The sequence below is a fragment of the Rufibacter immobilis genome (assembly GCF_003721565.1).
GTDB lineage: Bacteria > Bacteroidota > Bacteroidia > Cytophagales > Hymenobacteraceae > Nibribacter > Nibribacter immobilis.
In genome coordinates, this window is record NZ_RJJE01000002.1 from 464,231 (window position 1) to 483,049 (window position 18,819).

The 18,819-nt window shown below is 52.3% G+C and carries 14 protein-coding genes; 8 read left to right on the forward strand and 6 right to left on the reverse strand.

What is annotated here, in order from left to right; all coding sequences use genetic code 11:
* Positions 1-4 precede the first annotated feature (4 nt).
* Positions 5-562: a hypothetical protein gene (locus EFA69_RS04455; RefSeq protein WP_148041258.1), complete on the forward strand. Its 558-nt coding sequence runs from the start codon at positions 5-7 to the stop codon at positions 560-562.
* Between the two features lie 186 nt (positions 563-748).
* Here the strand turns inward: EFA69_RS04455 and EFA69_RS04460 are convergent, their stop codons facing one another.
* The 3 genes from EFA69_RS04460 to EFA69_RS04470 form a co-directional block, all read right to left on the reverse strand.
* On the reverse strand, positions 749-1,228 hold the full coding sequence (locus EFA69_RS04460) for a very short patch repair endonuclease (protein ID WP_123131993.1): 480 nt from the start codon (positions 1,226-1,228) through the stop codon (positions 749-751).
* Positions 1,229-1,461: 233 nt separating this feature from the next.
* Positions 1,462-1,731, reverse strand: coding sequence for a hypothetical protein (locus tag EFA69_RS04465; RefSeq protein WP_123131877.1), 270 nt, complete (start codon positions 1,729-1,731; stop codon positions 1,462-1,464).
* 126 nt (positions 1,732-1,857) lie between these two features.
* Positions 1,858-2,130 (reverse strand): hypothetical protein, encoded by a 273-nt coding sequence (locus tag EFA69_RS04470; RefSeq protein ID WP_148041259.1) that lies wholly within the window; start codon positions 2,128-2,130, stop codon positions 1,858-1,860.
* 193 nt (positions 2,131-2,323) lie between these two features.
* Here EFA69_RS04470 and EFA69_RS04475 point away from each other — a divergent pair, with 193 nt between their 5' ends.
* The 4 genes from EFA69_RS04475 to lpdA all read left to right on the forward strand — a co-directional run bounded on the left by EFA69_RS04475 (position 2,324) and on the right by lpdA (position 10,791).
* Positions 2,324-3,940: a hypothetical protein gene (locus EFA69_RS04475; protein WP_148041260.1), complete on the forward strand. Its 1,617-nt coding sequence runs from the start codon at positions 2,324-2,326 to the stop codon at positions 3,938-3,940.
* 680 nt (positions 3,941-4,620) lie between these two features.
* Entirely contained in the window at positions 4,621-7,380 is a 2,760-nt protein-coding gene (locus EFA69_RS04480; protein ID WP_123131880.1) for a 2-oxoglutarate dehydrogenase E1 component, read from the forward strand.
* Between the two features lie 86 nt (positions 7,381-7,466).
* On the forward strand, positions 7,467-9,095 hold the full coding sequence (odhB, locus tag EFA69_RS04485; RefSeq protein ID WP_123131881.1) for a 2-oxoglutarate dehydrogenase complex dihydrolipoyllysine-residue succinyltransferase: 1,629 nt from the start codon (positions 7,467-7,469) through the stop codon (positions 9,093-9,095).
* A 292-nt stretch (positions 9,096-9,387) separates the two neighbouring features.
* A complete protein-coding gene (gene lpdA, locus EFA69_RS04490; RefSeq protein ID WP_123131882.1) occupies positions 9,388-10,791 on the forward strand; it encodes a dihydrolipoyl dehydrogenase in 1,404 nt (467 codons plus the stop codon).
* Positions 10,792-10,895: 104 nt separating this feature from the next.
* Here the strand turns inward: lpdA and EFA69_RS04495 are convergent, their stop codons facing one another.
* Both EFA69_RS04495 and EFA69_RS04500 read right to left on the reverse strand, forming a co-directional pair.
* A complete protein-coding gene (locus EFA69_RS04495) occupies positions 10,896-12,395 on the reverse strand; it encodes an OmpP1/FadL family transporter (RefSeq protein WP_148041261.1) in 1,500 nt (499 codons plus the stop codon).
* A gap of 21 nt (positions 12,396-12,416) precedes the next feature.
* A complete protein-coding gene (locus tag EFA69_RS04500; protein ID WP_148041262.1) occupies positions 12,417-13,514 on the reverse strand; it encodes a hypothetical protein in 1,098 nt (365 codons plus the stop codon).
* A 205-nt stretch (positions 13,515-13,719) separates the two neighbouring features.
* Here EFA69_RS04500 and proS point away from each other — a divergent pair, with 205 nt between their 5' ends.
* From proS to EFA69_RS04515, 3 genes are all read left to right on the forward strand, one after another.
* Positions 13,720-15,198, forward strand: a complete 1,479-nt coding sequence (gene proS / locus EFA69_RS04505; RefSeq protein WP_123131885.1) for a proline--tRNA ligase — start codon at positions 13,720-13,722, stop codon at positions 15,196-15,198.
* Between the two features lie 412 nt (positions 15,199-15,610).
* A complete protein-coding gene (locus EFA69_RS04510) occupies positions 15,611-16,192 on the forward strand; it encodes an LOG family protein (RefSeq protein WP_123131886.1) in 582 nt (193 codons plus the stop codon).
* Positions 16,193-16,354: 162 nt separating this feature from the next.
* Positions 16,355-17,401: a S41 family peptidase gene (locus tag EFA69_RS04515; RefSeq protein ID WP_123131887.1), complete on the forward strand. Its 1,047-nt coding sequence runs from the start codon at positions 16,355-16,357 to the stop codon at positions 17,399-17,401.
* A 99-nt stretch (positions 17,402-17,500) separates the two neighbouring features.
* Here the strand turns inward: EFA69_RS04515 and hemH are convergent, their stop codons facing one another.
* A complete protein-coding gene (hemH, locus tag EFA69_RS04520; protein ID WP_123131888.1) occupies positions 17,501-18,529 on the reverse strand; it encodes a ferrochelatase in 1,029 nt (342 codons plus the stop codon).
* Between the last annotated feature and the right edge of the window lie 290 nt (positions 18,530-18,819).

Genomic DNA, 18,819 nt, shown 5'->3' on the forward strand with positions numbered 1-18,819 from the left:
TCTTATGCCCGCACTAGAAAAAGAACTACGGAAAGCAATCCTGAGCCTTCCTGCCGCCCGAAAAGATAAATTGCTGCTCCAGTTGCTCACGCCCAACCAACTCCTGCAGGAGCAGCTGGCCTTTGAGTTATTGGAAGGCCCCGAGGGGTTAGAAACTCGGCGCGAGGCGCTGCAACACCAGATCACTACGGTGGCCCAGGGCTTTTATTATAATGCTTCAGAGCTGCTCATAGGGCTGCGGCAAGTATGCCCGGTCATCAGCAACCACGTTAAAGTAACCCATGATGCTTATGGCGAAGTGTCACTGCTGCTGCTGCTCCTGAACCAGGTATTGTCTCACCAGAAAGAGCTACTGCATACCCTAACCGGCGCCAATGAAGCGCTGGGACTTTTCCTGGCCAAACGCACCGAAGAAGCGCTCCAGAAACTGGATAGGTTACATGAAGACCTGCACGTGGAGTTTGCTCAACAAATGAGCAATTTGCTGCCCAAACTCCACGCTTCCGCCGCCGGCTATTCTGCCAGAAAACTCGGCTTGCCGCTGAATTGGCAAGAGGAGTAAGGGAATAACCGAAATGCCCGGTAAGTCTGGGAAGAGATAGATGTATACGAAGTGAAGGTGGTTCTTAACAAAAGAAGCCAAAGATGGGAACACCAGTGTTTCTTGCCTTGGCGTTTAGGGGCCCTTTTTAGAAAAACAGCCCCTAAACGCTAATGCATTCTTAATCCGAAGGATGAAAACCAGGAATTACGCCGCCTCCAGCCAATAGCTTTCCGGTACCCCCGCATGCAGCGCCTTGATGGTGAAGAGGCAGCCTTCCAGATCTTGCTGCAACTGGCACGCCCAGATGACCAGTACCTGCCAACCGGCGGCTTTCAGCTTCTCGCGGTTTTGTCTGTCCCGTTCCTGGTTGCGGGTAAATTTCTCAGCCCAGAAGGGCAGGTTGGTTTTAGGCATGGCCGGCAGGCAGTGAGGGCAGCGGTGCCAGAAACAGCCGTGCAGGAAAATGGCCAGTTTACGGCCGGGGTAGCAGACATCGGGCTTGCCCGGGAGGTTCTTCCAATGGATCCGGTAGCCGCGCAGCCCGTTCTGCCAGAGGGCCCGACGCAGCCTAAGCTCAGGTTGGGTGTTCTTGCTTTTGTTGCCACGCATATAGCGGCTAACGCGCTCCTGGGCCGTGAGCGGCGTGTTCCCCAAAACAGAATACCTTTTCTTCTTCTTTGCCATAGGGAAGCTGTGCAAAGAAAACACAAATCTGCCGGGGAGAGTGCCTTGGCGGGTAGTTTTCTATAGGAAGGAATGTAAGGAGAATATGAAGTTACTTTTTGCGTCAGCGCGAACGCGTTTAGGGGCCGTTTTTCTGAAAATAGCCCCAAAGTAGATGAGCCTAATAGGGTAAAAGCAAACGGCCCCGCCTATCTGCACAGGCGGGGCCGTTTGCCCTAGAGGGTGATAAAGGACTATTCCTTCACTTCCTGAGCCTCTGAGAACTGGTGGTTGCTGCCGTAAGACACCAGCACAATAGCGCCAATGGCAACGGCCGCCACAGACAGCACCAACTGTACCGGGGTCATTTTCTCGCGCACTTTCAGGAGCATTCTGCCTGCGTCTGAGAGTAAATCTGGCAGCACGTCATGGTTGCCTTGGTATACATGTACAATGGACTCAACGGTTCTGGCGAAGTCTTTTGGCTGTACAAGCTGAGTAGAGGTATTGGGTGTCTGTTCCATAGTGGTTGTGTCTCTTGAGAGGTTGAAGTCTTACAAATAAAAAAATCCCGGCCTGGCCAGCTAAGGCACAAGACCGGGATTTCTATACGCAAACACAGCCGCTTAGGTCGTGCTTTTTAAGACAAGTTATGCCACCTGCCCGCCGGCGCCGCGCACCGCTTCGTTTATTTTCTGGATAATCTTATCTGGGCTGAACATCATACTAGCCGGAAAGCTTACCTGTACGTTATTGATTTGCAGGGTCTGCGAAGCTTCTTCGTAGGCATAATCAGCCGTAACGCCTTGTTTGGAAACGCGTCCGCTGTTGCCAGCCAGCTCAATACCGGCTGCGCCTAATTTATCGCGCAATTGGTTGTACAGATCTGGAGTAATGCCGGTGTAGGTAGCACTGTTTGCCATAAGTGTAGAATTAAGGTTGGGTAGTTGGTTTATAACGCAGGGACCAACCGCAAGGTTAGCCACGGTGCGCCTTGGCTTAAAGGTATAGGTTTTCTGCCGGTTTTCCTTGCAAACCACTACCACCGCCGCCCGGTTCTGCCAGAACCTTTGCCCCTGTTTTGAGGTAAAGCTGTACTCTAGTTAACACGCTTCCATGAAAAAAAGGATTTTACGGACACTGGTAGGGGTGTTGATCCTGTACGGATTGGTGACTTTCTTTTTTGCTGATCAGGCTACTGAACAAACAGATGCCCCCGCCGTCTTCTTTGGGGAAAACAACGCCACGCAGATACTGCAAGACAGCGTGCTGGTTAGCGCTGGTGCGCATTACCAATTAAGTAAAGTAGGCATGTTCTTTCTGGGGAAGCATTACCGCCCGGTGTGGGCCGTACCGGTGAAAGCCAAAGTTTTCCACATGGATGAAGCCGAGGGAGGACTGGCCATTGAGAAACTGGGCGGCGGTATGCAAACCACCAGCCTCACCCTTACAGATTCCTCGGGCCGGCGTTTCGCCCTGCGCTCTTTAGACAAAGATCCGGTGAGTGTGTTGTCTCCTTTCTGGCGCAAAACCTTGGTTGGGTCCTTTGTGCGGGACCAGGTTTCGGCCACCAACCCATACGCAGCTTTGGTGGTAGCGCCGCTGGCCCAGGCCGTGGGCGTGTTCCACCCATCGCCCAGGCTGGTGTACGTGCGGCCCTCAGACAAGAGTTTTAAGCAGTACGCCTACCTCTTCGGGAGCAAGTTGTTTCTGATGGAAGAGAAATTCACCTCCAAAGCCTCCCTGACCAAAGAATTCGGCGCAGCCACAGATTTAGTCAGCTCAGAGGAAATGTTGGCGCGCCGTTTCCGGTCCAGCCAGCACCGCATAGACCAGTGGGCCTTTGCCCGCGCCCGCCTCCTGGACATGCTCCTGAGCGATTGGGACCGGCATGAGGGCCAATGGGACTGGGCGGTGTACGTGCAAGGAAAAGAAACCTGGTACAAACCGGTGCCCAAAGACCGTGACCAGGCCCTCTGCCTCTATGACGATGGCGTGATTCCCTGGCTGGCTACCCGTAAATTTGCCGCCCGTAAGTTTGAGTCTTTTCATGCGTCTTTCCATGATGTGTATGGGCTAACCATTAATGCCGCCTTTCTGGATGCCCGTGCCCTGTCTGAGGTTACCTTAACAGATTTCAAGAGAATTGCCCGGGAGATGCAAACAGCCCTGTCTGATTCTGTCTTGAGCGCGGCTGTGAAACAACTGCCATCCCCGGTGTACCAGCTGGTGGGCGAAGAGACATTTGCCAAACTGAAAAGCAGGAGAAAACTACTGGTGCAGGTAGCCGAAGAATATTACTCCATACTGGCAAAGGAAGTAATGGTACCCGGTTCAGATGCCGCAGACCGCTTTGTGGTGCAGCGTCTCTCGCAGGGCAGAACTGTGGTAGAAGTGTTCAGAATGGGCGAGGGGAATGTGAACAAGTCAAAAGTCTACAGCCGAACCTTCTTTGCAAGCGAAACCGAGAAGATCCATCTATACGGGCTAGGCGGGAACGACATCTTTGATGTGAAAGGCACCGCCGCCAAAGGCAGTTATGTGCACCTCTATGGAGGCGAAGGCACCGATGAAGTAACTGATGTTTCCAGCTTAGAGGGTTGGCGAAAAAAGTCGGTGGTGTTAGATGACGCTGCCGGAGTAAAGGTGAAAACAGGACCTATCACGGAGGTGAAACTTTCAGACTCACGGAAAGATGTGCCCTCATTTGTGCGGGTAAGGGTGCGGGAGTAACGAGATTTGCGTTTAGAGGCTATTTTTCTAAAAACGGCCCCTAAACGCAAATCCTATAATCTATGCGTAGGAGTTGAGTTTAAAGGCGACCTTACTTGCTTAGAGCCCAAGGGTATTGCCAATTCTGTTTGGCACTTCATTCAATTTTTTGTTGAACAAAATCTTCCAGATACACACCTAATTGATCCACGAGGTAGATCTGCACAGAGGACTATATGTCCTGTGCAGCTACTACTGCGTCGGCCTTCCGCAGTTTCTTAATGAGATTATACACTTCGCCTATCTTGCCGGGAATAGTGTTGCTCCGGTTGGAAAGTGTCCAGTCTATGTATTTTATAGGTACCCTGGCTTTATTTGCATAGCTGGTGCACGTAGCTCAGCTACTTGAAATTTATAAAAAGGAGTTTTGTTCGCCATATTCATTACATGAAAAGCGGAAAATACAGGACAAATTCCAGAGTTTTCAGAAAGGTTTGGTGCTTATCTATTTCTCCATAATTTAGCCAAAGTCTACAGTTTTCACGTACGTGTATGTTGAGTTTATTTTTAGCGCCTCTTCGGCAATACTGACAAATGCAAAACGTTAAAAGATAGATATATTTGCGTATGCGAATTTGTGATTACGTCAAACTAAAAACATTTTCTATTTTGCCGCGATTTAAGTAAGTACTCTCAATTTTATGGATAAATACTCATATATCGCCAACGCGCATGGTGCGTACATTGATGAGCTGTACAAGCAGTATCAGCAAGATCCGGCTTCCGTAGAGTTCGGTTGGCAAAAATTCTTTGAAGGGTTCGATTTCTCCCAGAGCTACCCAAGCGAGAACGGTGAGGCCGCTACAGCCGCCAAGCCTGCTACGGGTTCCTCTACTGGCGCTACTGCCGGGGAGGTGGAAAAAGAGATTCAGGTAAGAAATCTGATCTATGCCTACCGTTCCCGCGGGCACTTACGCTCCAATACCAACCCGGTGCGTCCACGTAAAGACCGTAAAGCCTTATTAGATCTATCTGACTTTGGACTTTCTGAGGCTGATCTGGATACCAAATTCCAGAGCGGTGCTGAACTTGGCTTAGGAACCGCTACCCTCCGTGATATTCTGGCCACCCTGAAGAAAGTGTACGAAAGAACCATCGGGTTTGAGTACATGTACATCCGTGACCCTGAGGTGCTGGAGTGGTTCAAGCAGAAGGCTGAGAAAGAGTCTCTAAACTTTAACCCTTCTATTGACTATAAAAAACGCATCCTGTCTAAATTAAATGAGGCAGTGGTGTTTGAGAACTTCCTGCACACCAAATTCTTAGGTCAGAAGCGCTTCTCCCTGGAAGGTGGTGAAACCACCATTCCGGCCCTGGATGCCATCATTGACAAAGGCTCTGAATTAGGCGTTGAGGAAGTGGTGATTGGTATGGCGCACCGTGGCCGCCTGAACGTGCTGGCCAACATCATGGGCAAAACCTATGAGCAGATTTTCTCTGAGTTTGAGGGAACGGCCGTGCCAGACTTAACCATGGGCGACGGAGACGTGAAATACCACATGGGCTTCTCCAGTGAGGTGCACACGCCGTCTGGCCATAAAGTTAATCTGAAATTAGCGCCTAACCCGTCACACTTAGAGGCGGTGAACCCAGTGGTAGAAGGCTTTGTGCGGGCCAAACTAGACTCTATGTATGGCCGCGATACAAATAAAATCCTCCCCATCCTGATTCACGGTGATGCCGCCGTAGCCGGTCAGGGCATTGGGTATGAGGTAACGCAGATGGTGAAACTGGAAGGTTACAGCACCGGCGGTACCATCCACTTCGTAATCAACAACCAGGTTGGTTTCACCACCGACTTTGAAGACGCCCGTTCGTCTATCTACAGCACAGACTTGGCCAAGATTATTGATGCGCCGGTGCTACACGTGAACGGAGATGATCCAGAAGCAGTGGTGTTTGCCGTGCGTCTGGCCACTGAATACCGTCAGCGGTTCCATAATGACATCTTCATTGATATGGTGTGCTACCGCCGCCATGGGCACAATGAGGCAGATGAGCCTAAGTTCACGCAGCCGCAGCTGTACAACCTTATCTCTAAGCATTCTAACCCGCGTGAGATCTACAACAAGTCTCTGGTAAGCCGTGGAGAACTAGATGCGAAGGTAGCTGAAGAAATGGACCAGCACTTCCGCCAGATGCTGCAAGACCGTCTGGATATGGTAAAGCAGAAGCCGTTGCCCTATAACTACCAAGTGCTGGAGAAAGAGTGGCAGGAACTGCGCCGTTCTACGCCAGAAGATTTCCACCAGAGCCCAAATACTGGTATTCCAGTAGAGGCAATTGAGAAAGTAGGAAAGGCGTTAACTACGCTACCGGAAAACTTCAAGCCCCTCAAGCAGATTGAGAAACTTATGAAAGAACGCCAAGATATGTTCTTTGAGAGCCGCACGCTCAACTGGGCTTCAGCAGAATTGCTGGCATACGGTTCTATTCTGTTAGAGAACAAGATTGTGCGCATGAGCGGACAAGACGTGCGCCGGGGTACGTTCTCGCACCGCCACGCCGTATTGCGTGATGCCAATACCAATGCCGCGTACACCAACCTGAACCATATTCAGGAAAACCAGCAGCAGTTACAGATTTACAACTCGCTGCTGTCTGAGTATGGCGTGTTAGGCTTTGAGTTTGGGTACGCCATGGCCAATCCTAATGCCCTGGTGATTTGGGAAGCCCAGTTTGGTGACTTCGCCAACGGTTCTCAGGTCATGATTGACCAGTTCATCTCTTCTACTGAGTCTAAGTGGCAGCGCATGAACGGTGTGGTTATGTTATTGCCGCACGGTTATGAAGGCCAGGGACCAGAGCACTCCAATGCTCGTCCTGAGCGTTTCCTGCAGTTGGCCGCTGAGTACAACATGTATGTGACCCAGTGTACTACCCCGGCTAACTTCTTCCACATGCTGCGCCGCCAATTGGCTACTCCGTACCGCAAGCCGTGCATCCACATGTCGCCTAAGTCCATGCTGCGTCACCAGAATGTGATGTCGCCTATTGAAGACTTCGTGAATGGTGCCTTCCAGGAAGTGATTGGAGATACCTACGCCGATGCCAAAGCCGTGACCAAAGTGTTGCTATGTACCGGTAAAGTGTACTATGACCTGTTGGAAGAGCAGCAAAAGACTAACCGTACAGATGTGGCCATTATCCGTCTGGAGCAGCTGCATCCGTTCCCAGAAGTTCAGTTGGTACGCGAGCTGGAGAAATACCCTAATGCGCAAATCATCTGGGTGCAGGAAGAACCTTATAACATGGGTGCCTGGACTTACATCCTGAGCGTGATGCGCAAGAACATTGACGATGTGGTGTCTCGTAAGCCAAGTTCTTCGCCGGCTACCGGTTACAACAAAATCCACCAGAAAGAGCAACGCGCGGTGGTAGAGAAAGCATTTAGCATTTAAGTAGATACATTTCCGTTTAGCGCCTCTTTTTTGAAAAAGAGGCGCTAAACGGATTTTCAACAACATTCTTAATCTAACTAGAGATTATGGCATTAGAAGTAAAAGTGCCGGTGGTTGGGGAATCCATTACGGAGGTCACCATCGCCAAATGGCTAAAACAAGATGGCGACCAAGTGGCCATGGACGAGGTAATCTGCGAACTGGAGTCTGATAAGGCTACCTTTGAGTTGCCCGCCGAAGCAGCTGGTATATTGAGAATCAAAGCTCAGGAAGGCGATACCATTCCAATTGGCGAGATCATCTGCGTGATTGAAGGTTCTGGCCAAGGAACTTCTGCCCCTCAGCCAACTACATCGGCTTCTCAAGATACCATCACAGAAGACAAATCTGTGACTGATCCACAAAGCACCGTTGCTGCTGAAAACACGCCAAGCCATGGCACCCAGAACCAGTCTACCACGGGTGGCGCGGGCCAGATCATTGAGGTGAAAATCCCAACCGTGGGCGAGTCTATCACCGAGGTGACCATCTCTAAATGGTTGAAAGCTGACGGCGACCAGGTAGCCATGGATGAAGTACTTTGCGAGCTGGAATCTGACAAAGCTACCTTTGAACTTCCTGCTGAAGCGGCGGGTGTGCTGCGCATTGTAGCTCAGGAAGGTGACACCGTAGAGATTGGCGCCACCATATGCCGCATTGAGGCCGGTGCCGGTTCAGGTGTTTCTACTGCTCCTGCGCCACAGACGGCTCCTGCTGCCCAACCAGCACAGGCCGCTTCAGCGCAAGGCGGCGGTGCATCTACCTACGCCAGTGGTACTCCTTCGCCGGCGGCGGGTAAAATTCTTTCTGAAAAAGGGATATCCGCTTCTGATGTAACGGGTTCTGGACGTGACGGACGTATCACTAAAGAAGACGCACAGAACGCACAGGCTCGTCCGGCGGCTCCTGCAGCCCAGCCGGCTGCTGCACCAGCGGCCAAAGAATCTGCGGCATCAGCGCCAGCCGCGGCGGGCTCAAGAAACTCACGCCGTGAGAAAATGAGCAGCCTGCGTAAAACCGTAGCTCGCCGTCTGGTGGCGGTGAAAAATGAAACGGCTATGTTAACCACCTTCAACGAGGTAGACATGAAGCCGATCATGGACATCAGAGCCAAATACAAAGACAAGTTCAAGGAGAAGCACGAAGTAGGCTTAGGCTTTATGTCGTTCTTCGTGAAGGCTTGTACCGTAGCTCTGCAAGAGTGGCCAGCGGTGAATGCCCAAATTGATGGTGGTGAGATCGTGTACAATGACTTCTGCGATGTGTCTATTGCCGTTTCTGCGCCTAAAGGCTTGGTGGTGCCAGTGATCCGCAACGCCGAAGGCCTGAGCCTAGATGGTATTGAGAAAGAAGTGGTAAGATTGGCCAAGCGTGCCCGTGAGAATAAACTGGGCATTGACGAGATGACCGGCGGTACGTTCACCATCACCAACGGTGGCGTGTTCGGGTCTATGATGTCTACGCCTATCATCAACGCGCCGCAGAGTGCTATCTTGGGCATGCACAACATTGTGAACCGTCCGGTAGCTGTAGGCAACGAGGTGGTCATCAGACCTATGATGTACCTGGCCCTGTCTTACGACCACCGCATCATTGACGGCCGCGAGTCGGTGAGCTTCCTGGTGCGCGTGAAAGAGTTGCTGGAAGACCCAATGAGACTTCTTTTAGGAGTATAATAATTTGACTGCGTGAAGGAGGGGTAAGCTATCAGTTTGCTCCTCCTTTATGTTATGAGCGGGTGGTGGTGGTGAGGCAGCGCTGCTTTGCTTGAAAACCTACCCCTCCCAGGAGGGGAGTATCAGATAAAGTAGAGAATTTGCTCCTTTATTGAGCAACAGACGCTTCCTTTTCAGGAGGACGGTGCATGTTTCAAAAGCCCCTCCTAGGAGGGGTAGGGGTGGGTTCAACTCCTGCTGTGAAATACTTTTAGTGAACGGGGAAGTCTTTCCTCCATAAAAATAAAATATTATGAAATACGATGTAACGGTTATTGGTTCCGGTCCTGGGGGCTACGTGGCGGCTATTCGCTGTGCGCAACTGGGCCTGAAAACAGCCATCATTGAGAAATATTCCGTTTTGGGCGGGACCTGCTTGAACGTGGGGTGTATTCCGTCAAAGGCTTTGTTAGATTCATCTGAGCATTTCCACAATGCCGCGCACACATTTAAGGAGCACGGCATTGAGCTGGAAAACCTGAAGGTGAACCTGGAACAGATGATTACCCGCAAGAGTGGCGTGATTAAATCTAATAATGATGGGATTGCCTACCTCATGAAGAAGAACAAGGTAGATGTGTACAACGGCTTGGGCTCTTTCGTGAACAAGAACACCATCAAAATCACGGGCCAGGACGGTGCCGAGCAGCAGATTGAAACGGACAAAACCATTATTGCCACCGGTTCTAAGCCGGTGAACCTGCCTTTCCTGCCCGTTGATAAAAACCGCATCATCACTTCTACCGAGGCTTTGACGCTGAAAGAGGTTCCCAAGCACCTGATTGTAATAGGTGGTGGCGTGATTGGTCTGGAATTGGGTTCTGTATACGCCCGCTTAGGCGCAAAAGTGTCTGTAGTAGAATATACAGATGCCATCATCCCTACCATGGACCGGGCTTTGGGCAAAGAGTTACAGCGAGTGTTGAAGAAAACCCTCGGCTTTGAGTTCTTCTTCGGGCACAAGGTAACGGGCGCGCAGGTGGAAGGCGACGTGGTGAAAGTAACCGCTGAGTCTCCTAAAGGCCAGGAGGTAACCTTTGAAGGCGATTACTGCCTGGTATCTGTTGGGCGTAAACCTTACACAGAAGGTTTGGGCTTAGAGAACGCCGGTGTGCAATTGGGCGAGCGCGGTATGATTGCCGTAGATGATCACCTGCAAACTAATGTTCCCGGCATTTATGCCATTGGGGATGTAGTACGCGGGGCTATGTTGGCGCACAAAGCCGAAGAAGAAGGCGTATTGGTAGCTGAGCAGATAGTAGGCCAGAAACCACACATCAACTACAACCTGATCCCAGGCGTGGTGTACACCTGGCCAGAAGTAGCCGGTGTTGGTTTCACGGAGGAGCAGTTGAAAGCCCAAGGCGTAGCCTACAAAACCGGCTCTTTCCCGTTCAAAGCATCTGGCCGCGCCAAGGCCTCTATGGATACCGACGGTTTCGTGAAAGTGCTGGCCGATGCCAAAACAGACGAGATCCTGGGGGTACACATGATCGGGCCCCGTGCCGCAGACATGATTGCCGAAGCCGTGGTGGCCATGGAGTTCCGGGCTTCGGCCGAGGACATCGCCCGTATGAGCCACGCGCACCCCACCTACACAGAAGCCATGAAAGAAGCCTGCTTGGCTGCTACTGAGAACAGAGCCATTCACATCTAAGCGATTGTTCTTCTATAAAAGAGAAGGCCTCTCCTAAGAATTAGGAGAGGCCTTCTCTTTTGCGTTTAGGGGCTCTTTTTTCAGAAACAGCCCCTAAACAGGAATTAGAAGTTCCAGCCTACTGTGGCTACAAAGTTGGTGTTCTCATGCTTATTCTTCACTGAAGGAGCTGAGATCTGATAGAACTCAGAAGCAGGATTGTCAAACTCAAGGTTGGTATAAGGTGAGTACACGCTGTTGTATTTGCTGTATACTAAAGCGGCATCAATAAAGAAGTTGCTCTGTCTTATGCCTAACCCTCCGGTTAAGAAAGTCTTCGCCTGGTCTACATCGCTGTTTTTGAATGGATCACCATGTTGGGCAAATCCAGCTCTTACTCTAAAGATATCCAATCTGGCTTCGGCACCTACTCTAAAATTCAGCGCTTTGTCATACACATTCCTGATGGTCTGGTTTTCGCTATTGAAAGAATCGTCTGCGTTAAGCCGCGCATTGCTGTAGTCTACATACTCCACATCAGCGGTAATGAAGCCATTCTTCCCTATGAAAACGGCCGCACCGCCGCTGGCTCTGAAGGGGGTGGTGAGATTATACTCATATTCCCCAGGGTCTGCTGCGAAAAATTGATTCACAGATGCCCCCTCTTCTGGAGCCTGATTGAAATTAACGGCTAAGTTAGTGTCAAATCTATCCGTTAGGTTGTACCAGGTTGGGGTTTGCACGGAAAAGCCCAAGCGTAGTGCATCACTGGGTTTGTAAATAGCCCCAACCCGCAGACTTATCCCCGTTCCCTCTGTTCTCAGCTCATCGCGTAGGGTCAGTGAATTGATGTCAGTGGCTGGTGCCTCTTCCAAGTAGGTTCTGGTTTGCTTGAAGCGCACATTGGTCAAGCCAATGGAAGCGCCCAAGAACAGCTTATCTCTGAAGCTGGCTCCGTAGGCAAAGTCCCATTGGTTTTGGGAACCGCTGCTCTGTATATTCTCCTCAAAGATATTAGACGCTACCAGGTTAGGGGAGATGTAGTAGCCATCATCTTCCGGACTGATAAGGTACGTTTTGTACGCAAGCTCTTGGAGTGTATTGTAGGTGAGCTCACCGTTTACATGAGGATCACCGTTGGCCAACTGGGCGGCGTATTCGCCAAACTTCAAATTCTCTAATTGGCCTGTGGCGCGGTAAAAGCTGCGCTGGTTGAAGTTGTTTTGCCTAGTGTAGCCAATCCCGAAGGTGCTGGAGCGCCAATCGCCCTCCTCATCATCTGCCTTACGGGTAGTAAACACCGCTGAAAATCCCGGTATGTTCAAGTTGTTGCGGCTGTTCATGGCCTCTGAACCATACACGGTGCTGTTCACCTCGTTGGCATTGAACCCGGCGGAAACCGTGATCTCAGAGCGTCTGAACAAGCCTAAACCGGCGGGGTTAGAGGAAAAGCTGCCGGCGTCGCCTCCAAGGGCTACGTTTGCGCCGCCAAGGCCCATGGTGCGGGCGGTGCCGCCAAAATCGGTGCGGGAGTAACGGAGGGCATCTACCTCATTCTGGGCAAAGCCCTTCCCGGCACTGCCTAGCAATGCTAGACAGGCCAAAAGAAAGCTATATCGTTTCATGTAGTTTTTAAAAGAAGAATGTTAATTTCTGCCTCTGCGGCCGCCACCAGAACTGCTTCCGCCGCCGCTAGAAGAGCCAGAAGAAGACGAACGGGACGGTTCATAAGACCTGCTAGGCTCATAAGAACGGCTGGGTTCATAGGAGCGGGTGCGGGTTTCTGTTGGTCTGGGCTGACTGTACTCTACAGTGCGCTGGCGTCTGGTTGGCTGAACCCCTTCTGAGCTGCTGCTGGCACTGGTCCGGACTCTTCTGCCAGTGTTAACAGTACCTGACTCTTGTGTCTGGCTTTGTGAAGGTGTCACAATCTGTCTGCGGCGTGGTTGCGGCTGAACAGTTCCATCTGGCGTGGTTTGCGTAGTGGCCGCAGTTCTGGAAGAGCGGCTGGTTCTGCCTGCGGGCTGCGCCACGGCATCACTTGTTCTGGAGCCGGCTACGTTGCCGCGCCCGCCGCGGGAAATATTAGGGTTGCCGGTGCCCACATTAGAGCTTCTGTCTGTACGGCGGCCATATGCCACGCGGTTGGCAATGACACGCCCTCCGCCATAATACCCGCCGTCATAATAGCCATAGCCGTAGCGGTAAGGGTTGTAACCATACCCATAGCCACCATAGCCCCACGGGTTGTAGTAACGGCCAAGGCCAATGCCTATCCCAATAGAAACTCCGGTACGAGGCCAGAACGGATCATACATGGCCATGCTTGGCCCAAAGAACGGGTCATACCATGGGTCCATCCAAGGGTCCATCATGATCGCTCGGGAGTAGTAGCGGCCTGGATAGTAAAACGGAGAAGCATAGGCGTAGAATGGGTTCCCAAAGGGAGCGTCATAATATGAGTACTGGTAAGGGGTGTTGTTTCGGCGGGAGCTTTTAGCGTACGACTCCGGGTCACTCACCCGTTCGGTGATGTCGCCCTGGGAGCCGTCCTGGTCGGTCTCAGAGGCAAATGCCTCCTCCACCGTCATGTCCTGAGCGGGCTCTACGTACGTCACCTTGTCTGTAGAGGAGAAATACACATCATCTACCTCGCTGCTCTGGAGGTTAGAAGAAGTGCTACACCCTGCCGCCAGAAACCCCAGCAACGGAAGTATAAGCAGTTTATTTGTATAGGAATTCATAAGAGTAAAGATGTTGGTTAAGGATGCTAGATCTATTCACGAAACCAAGTCACACGAGTATCCGGTTCGCCAACGTTTCTATTCAGATATATTAACGTATTTTTGACCCGAAAAGGTATAAATTCGCTTCAGTTGGTATGAGCAAATTTTATGCCGCCTTATTCACGTTTCGCTATATATTTCTTCTTTATCAAAGATACACAAAATGAGTAAAGGGTTGCCTAAACGCAGTGAGGATTATTCTCTCTGGTATAATGAGTTAGTAAAGCGGGCCGGACTGGCCGAAAACTCAGCGGTGCGCGGCTGTATGGTCATTAAACCGTACGGGTACGCCATCTGGGAAAAAATGCAGCGCGTGCTGGATGACATGTTCAAAGCCACCGGGCACTCCAACGCCTATTTCCCGCTGTTCGTGCCCAAAAGTTTGTTTGAGGCCGAAGAACAGAATGCCGAAGGCTTCGCCAAGGAATGTGCCGTAGTCACCCACTACCGCCTGCAAACCGACCCGGACAAGCCCGGCAAGCTGCGTGTAGACCCCAATGCCAAACTAGAGGAAGAGCTCATTGTGCGCCCTACCTCAGAAGCCATCATCTGGAACACCTACAAAGGCTGGATCCAGAGTTACCGCGACCTGCCCTTGCTCATTAACCAGTGGGCCAACGTGGTGCGCTGGGAAATGCGGACCCGTCTGTTCCTGCGTACCGCCGAGTTCCTGTGGCAGGAAGGCCACACCGCCCACGCCACCGAGAAAGAAGCCATTGCCGAGACTGAGCAAATGCTACATGTGTATGCAGATTTCGCGGAGGGTTACCTGGCCCTGCCGGTGATTAGAGGCAAGAAAACTCCCAATGAGCGCTTTGCAGGGGCATTGGATACTTACTGCATTGAAGGGCTCATGCAAGACGGGAAAGCCTTGCAGGCCGGTACGTCACACTTCTTGGGCCAGAACTTCGCGCAGGCGTTTGACGTGAAATTCGCCACCAAAGAAGGCGGGCTGGAACACGTGTGGGGAACCTCATGGGGCGTGAGCACCCGTCTGATGGGCGCCTTGGTCATGGCGCACTCAGATGATGAAGGCTTGGTACTGCCGCCAAAACTGGCGCCTATCCAGGTAGTGATTGTGCCTATCTACAAAGGCGAGGAGCAACTGGCGCAAATCTCTGAGAAAGTGCTGGGCCTGAAAAAGCAGCTGGAAGCCAAAGGCATCTCCGTGAAGTTTGACGACCGCGACACCGAGCGCCCCGGGTTCAAGTTTGCTGAGTGGGAGCTGAAAGGCGTTCCGGTGCGCATCGCCATTGGCGGCAGAGATTTAGAGAACGGCACCGCCGAAGTAGCCCGCCGCGACACCAAAGAGAAATCTTCGCAGCAGTTTGATGAGCTGGTGAACATCATTCCGGCTTTGCTGGAGGAGATCCAGGCCAACATCTTCCAGAAAGCCCTGGACTTCCGCGAAGCGAACACCACCAAGGTAGACTCTTACGAGGAGTTCAAGCGCGTGCTGGACGAGAAACCCGGTTTTGTGCTGGCTCACTGGGACGGCACCCCGGAGACCGAAGAGCGTATCAAAGAAGAGACCAAAGCCACCATCCGTTGCATTGCCCTGGATTCGCCGGAGGAAGACGGCGTGGACATGGTCACCGGGCAGCCCTCTAAGCGCCGCGTGTACTTCGCCAGAGCGTACTAAAATTTAAGATCTGGAAGTGGGGCAATGATTTCTCCGTTTCCTGAAGTATAAAAACGGGAGCCGCGCAAGTGGCTCCCGTTTTCTGTTTAGGGGCTCTTTTTCTGAAATCAGGCCAAAAACGTAGCGTCGTTACACCCTAACGTCGTGTCTCTGTGAAACGGTAATGTTTCCCTGGGTAAAGCCTGAAACATTGCTGTAGCTTTCGTTTCAGGGAGATGAATTGGTCAGGTAAGGACTTATGGCGCTTCGTGGAAACACATCGTTACGGTGTAACGACGCTGCAAACCCGGTAATGGGAGGAAGGAAGAAGTGTGTTTAGGGGCTCTTTTTTCAAAAACAGGCCCTAAACGGAGAGAGGAGAAGACAGCCACTTTCGTACTTTTGCTTCTCCACCAATCATGCTCATAAGCTTATGAAAAGCATCGCCATTTTCTGCGGGGCCAGCAGCGGCCACAATCCGGTGTACCGTGAAGCGGCTCAGGCCTTGGGTACGCTCTTCGCACAGAAAGGAATCAGGCAGGTGTACGGCGGCGGAAAAGTGGGCCTCATGGGTACCATTGCCGATGCCGTGCTCGCCCACGGCGGGCAGGTGGTAGGCGTGATTCCGCAGAGCCTGGTAGACATGGAAGTGGCGCACCAGGGGCTTACGCAACTGCACGTGGTGCAGACCATGCACGAGCGCAAAGCCCTCATGGCCGCCGAGTCTGACGCGTTTGTGGCCCTGCCCGGCGGCTTCGGGACGTTTGACGAGTTCTGCGAGATTGTGACCTGGAACCAGTTGCGCATCATCCAAAAACCGGCCGCCCTGTTCAATGTGAACGGCTACTTCAATCCGTTCCTGCAGATGCTGGACCAGGCGGTCACGGAAGGTTTTCTGAAAGCCGAGCACAAAAGCAACCTGATCATCTCTGACCAAAGCCAGGACCTGCTCACCCAGCTCCTGCACCATGCCCCCGTCATCACCCAGAAGTGGGTAGACTTCAACCGCATTTAGTACACGGGAAAACAGATAAATGCCAAAGGCTACGTTTAGGGCCTGTTTTCAGAAAAAGAGGCTCTAAACGGCTGCGTGTGCTTTACCAAAGTTAATCTCCAGAGACAGGCAACGAGGAATAGCAGATCTGCATCTATCTAATAGATAAACCCCGGCAGAACCATGAAGCAGAAGTACCTACTCCTCGTTTTCTTTCTATTGTTGATGGGCAAAAGCGCCGTGGCGCAGAACAACGCCTACGGCATCACAGACAGCGTCAAAGCATACCTAGACAAAGGCCTCACGGTGCTGCAAACCCATTCCCTGAACCGCGATGTCGTGAATTGGGAGGAGCTTCGGGCGGCGGTGTACCAGAAAGCGCGGGGTGCCAAGGCGTATGAAGACGTGCTGCCCGTTTACCCTTTCCTCTTTGAGCAGCTCAAGGATCACCACGGCTGGTTTACGTACAAAGGCAAGAACTATTCCTGGCAAAGGAACCCCGCCCAGCCCCGCAATGCGGCGGTAGTGGCCGAGCTGAAAAAGAAGCCCAAGGTGGAAGTGAACGTGCTGAAGAACGGCATCGGGTACATCTTGCTCCCGGGCAACAGTGACTTCGGGATGACGAATGTGAACCGTGACGCGCAAGCCATTCGGGATTCCATCAGCAAAATCCATCCGGGTAAAATCAAAGGCTGGATCATAGACCTGCGGCTGAACACCGGCGGCAACATGTATCCCATGTTTGGGGGCTTGGCCCAGCTCATAGGTGACGGAAAAGTAGGCGGCTTTGTGACGAAAAACCAGAAACCCGAGGAGGAGTGGAGCATCAGGGGCGGTAACTTCTACGTGAACACAGCCCAGGTTACCAACGTGCCCCAAGTGCCGCAGGTAGCCGGAGACGCGCCCATGGCCGTGCTGTTGAGTAACATGACCGCCAGCGCCGGCGAGGCCGTGGCCATCAGCCTCAAAGGGCGGCCATCCACCCGGTTCTTCGGGGAAACCACCCACGGGCTCACCACCGCCAACGAAGGTTTCCAGATAGACAAAAACTCCGGCCTTACCCTCGCCGTCCTGTACGAAGCCGACCGCAACGGGATGATCTACCAAAAAAACATAAAGCCAGACGAAGAAATCCTGAACGGCGATGATTTCACTAACTGGAAGAAAGACCAGAAGATCACGGCTGCCATGAAGTGGCTTAAAAAAGAAATCAAGGCTCAAAAGAGATAACGTCAGCTACTGCCATAAAGAGAGAAGCCCAGGCAACTGCCTGGGCTTCTCTCTTAAATCTAAATCATGCTACGCGATAAGTGCTACTTGATACCGAACCTACGCTTCCTGCACCATCTGGGCTACCGCCTTGATCCAGCTAGGGTGCGTGTTCAGGCTTTCCACCAGTTGCCAGTGTTCGCCCCCGGCAGCTTCAAACTCCTCTTTGAATTCCTTGCCTACTTCAATGGTGGTTTCCAGGCAGTCGGCGACAAACGCGGGGCTGAAAGCCAGCACGTTCTTCACGCCGGCGGCAGCCAAGTCTTTCAGGATGAAATCGGTGTAGGGCGTGAGCCAAGGGTCTTTGCCCAGCCGTGACTGGAACGAAACTGTGTACTTGCCTTCGGGGATGTTGAGGGCTTTGGCCAACTGGCGCGAGGTCTCAAAACACTGGGCGCGGTAGCAGTAGCGGTTGCGGCTGTGGTAGGTGTTGCAGCAGACGCCCAACTGGCAATAGCCTTTGGTGCTGGCTTTCAGAACCTGCCGCTCCGGGATGCCGTGGTAGCTGAACACAAAATGGTCATAGTCGCGCTGGGCCATGTGCTGGCTCGCAATCTCGGCAAAGGTGCCAATAAAACCCGGGTGGTTGCAGAACGTGCTGATGAACCTGATGTCTGGGATCACCTCCCACTTGCTCACCAGTTCCATCACTTTCTCTTGCACAGAACCCGTGCTGGCCGAGGCGTACTGCGGGAACAGCGGCAGCACCACAATGCGGTCCACCACTTTGTCCTGCAGCTCTTTCAAGGCACTTTCAATGCTGGGGCTCTGGTACCGCATGCCAAACGCCACGTGGTAGTCTTTGCCCAGCTGCTCCTGCACCAGACGCTGCAGATCCAGGCCATGGAACAAGAGCGGCGAGCCGCGTTCGGTCCACAGCTGCGCGTAGATCTTCGCAGATTTAGGGGCCCTGAAAGGCGCAATCACGCCGTTCACCAGCATGTATCTGGAAGGCGCGGCAATGTCCAGCACCCGTTTGTCCAATAAGAATTCGCGCAGGTATTTGCGCACGTGCGGTACGCTGGGAGAGTCCGGCGTGCCGAGGTTGACTAGTAATACTCCTGTTTTGCCAGTGGCTCCACTTTTCATACGCTTTCAATTGAGGGGCAAAGATACGGATTTGGGGGCCAGTTGGCACCGGCCAGACAGGTGATCTATATCATTTTCCGATAGATATTGCCAATGGGTGATAGAGACGGTCCCTCCCGTTTCAGGTTCATTTGCCGGGAAACCCGCCAAACTCCATAAGCGCTAATGGCGGCTAAATGTTTTGAAGTTTTTGTACGCGTAAATAATAGATGCGTTTTCAGGCGCCGCCTTCTGCCGTCTTTGCTGAGGAGGTGTTGGTCTCTGGGTATGCCGGTGGCAGAGCCGCTGCG

Coding starts and splice junctions, on each gene's coding strand:
- EFA69_RS04455 (WP_148041258.1), top strand. CDS start 5: ATGCCCGCACTAGAAAAAGAACTACGGAAAGCAATCCTGAGCCTTCCT.
- EFA69_RS04460 (WP_123131993.1), bottom strand. CDS start 1,228: ATGGCAAAGAAGAAGAAAAGGTATTCTGTTTTGGGGAACACGCCGCTC.
- EFA69_RS04465 (WP_123131877.1), bottom strand. CDS start 1,731: ATGGAACAGACACCCAATACCTCTACTCAGCTTGTACAGCCAAAAGAC.
- EFA69_RS04470 (WP_148041259.1), bottom strand. CDS start 2,130: ATGGCAAACAGTGCTACCTACACCGGCATTACTCCAGATCTGTACAAC.
- EFA69_RS04475 (WP_148041260.1), top strand. CDS start 2,324: ATGAAAAAAAGGATTTTACGGACACTGGTAGGGGTGTTGATCCTGTAC.
- EFA69_RS04480 (WP_123131880.1), top strand. CDS start 4,621: ATGGATAAATACTCATATATCGCCAACGCGCATGGTGCGTACATTGAT.
- odhB (WP_123131881.1), top strand. CDS start 7,467: ATGGCATTAGAAGTAAAAGTGCCGGTGGTTGGGGAATCCATTACGGAG.
- lpdA (WP_123131882.1), top strand. CDS start 9,388: ATGAAATACGATGTAACGGTTATTGGTTCCGGTCCTGGGGGCTACGTG.
- EFA69_RS04495 (WP_148041261.1), bottom strand. CDS start 12,395: ATGAAACGATATAGCTTTCTTTTGGCCTGTCTAGCATTGCTAGGCAGT.
- EFA69_RS04500 (WP_148041262.1), bottom strand. CDS start 13,514: ATGAATTCCTATACAAATAAACTGCTTATACTTCCGTTGCTGGGGTTT.
- proS (WP_123131885.1), top strand. CDS start 13,720: ATGAGTAAAGGGTTGCCTAAACGCAGTGAGGATTATTCTCTCTGGTAT.
- EFA69_RS04510 (WP_123131886.1), top strand. CDS start 15,611: ATGAAAAGCATCGCCATTTTCTGCGGGGCCAGCAGCGGCCACAATCCG.
- EFA69_RS04515 (WP_123131887.1), top strand. CDS start 16,355: ATGAAGCAGAAGTACCTACTCCTCGTTTTCTTTCTATTGTTGATGGGC.
- hemH (WP_123131888.1), bottom strand. CDS start 18,529: ATGAAAAGTGGAGCCACTGGCAAAACAGGAGTATTACTAGTCAACCTC.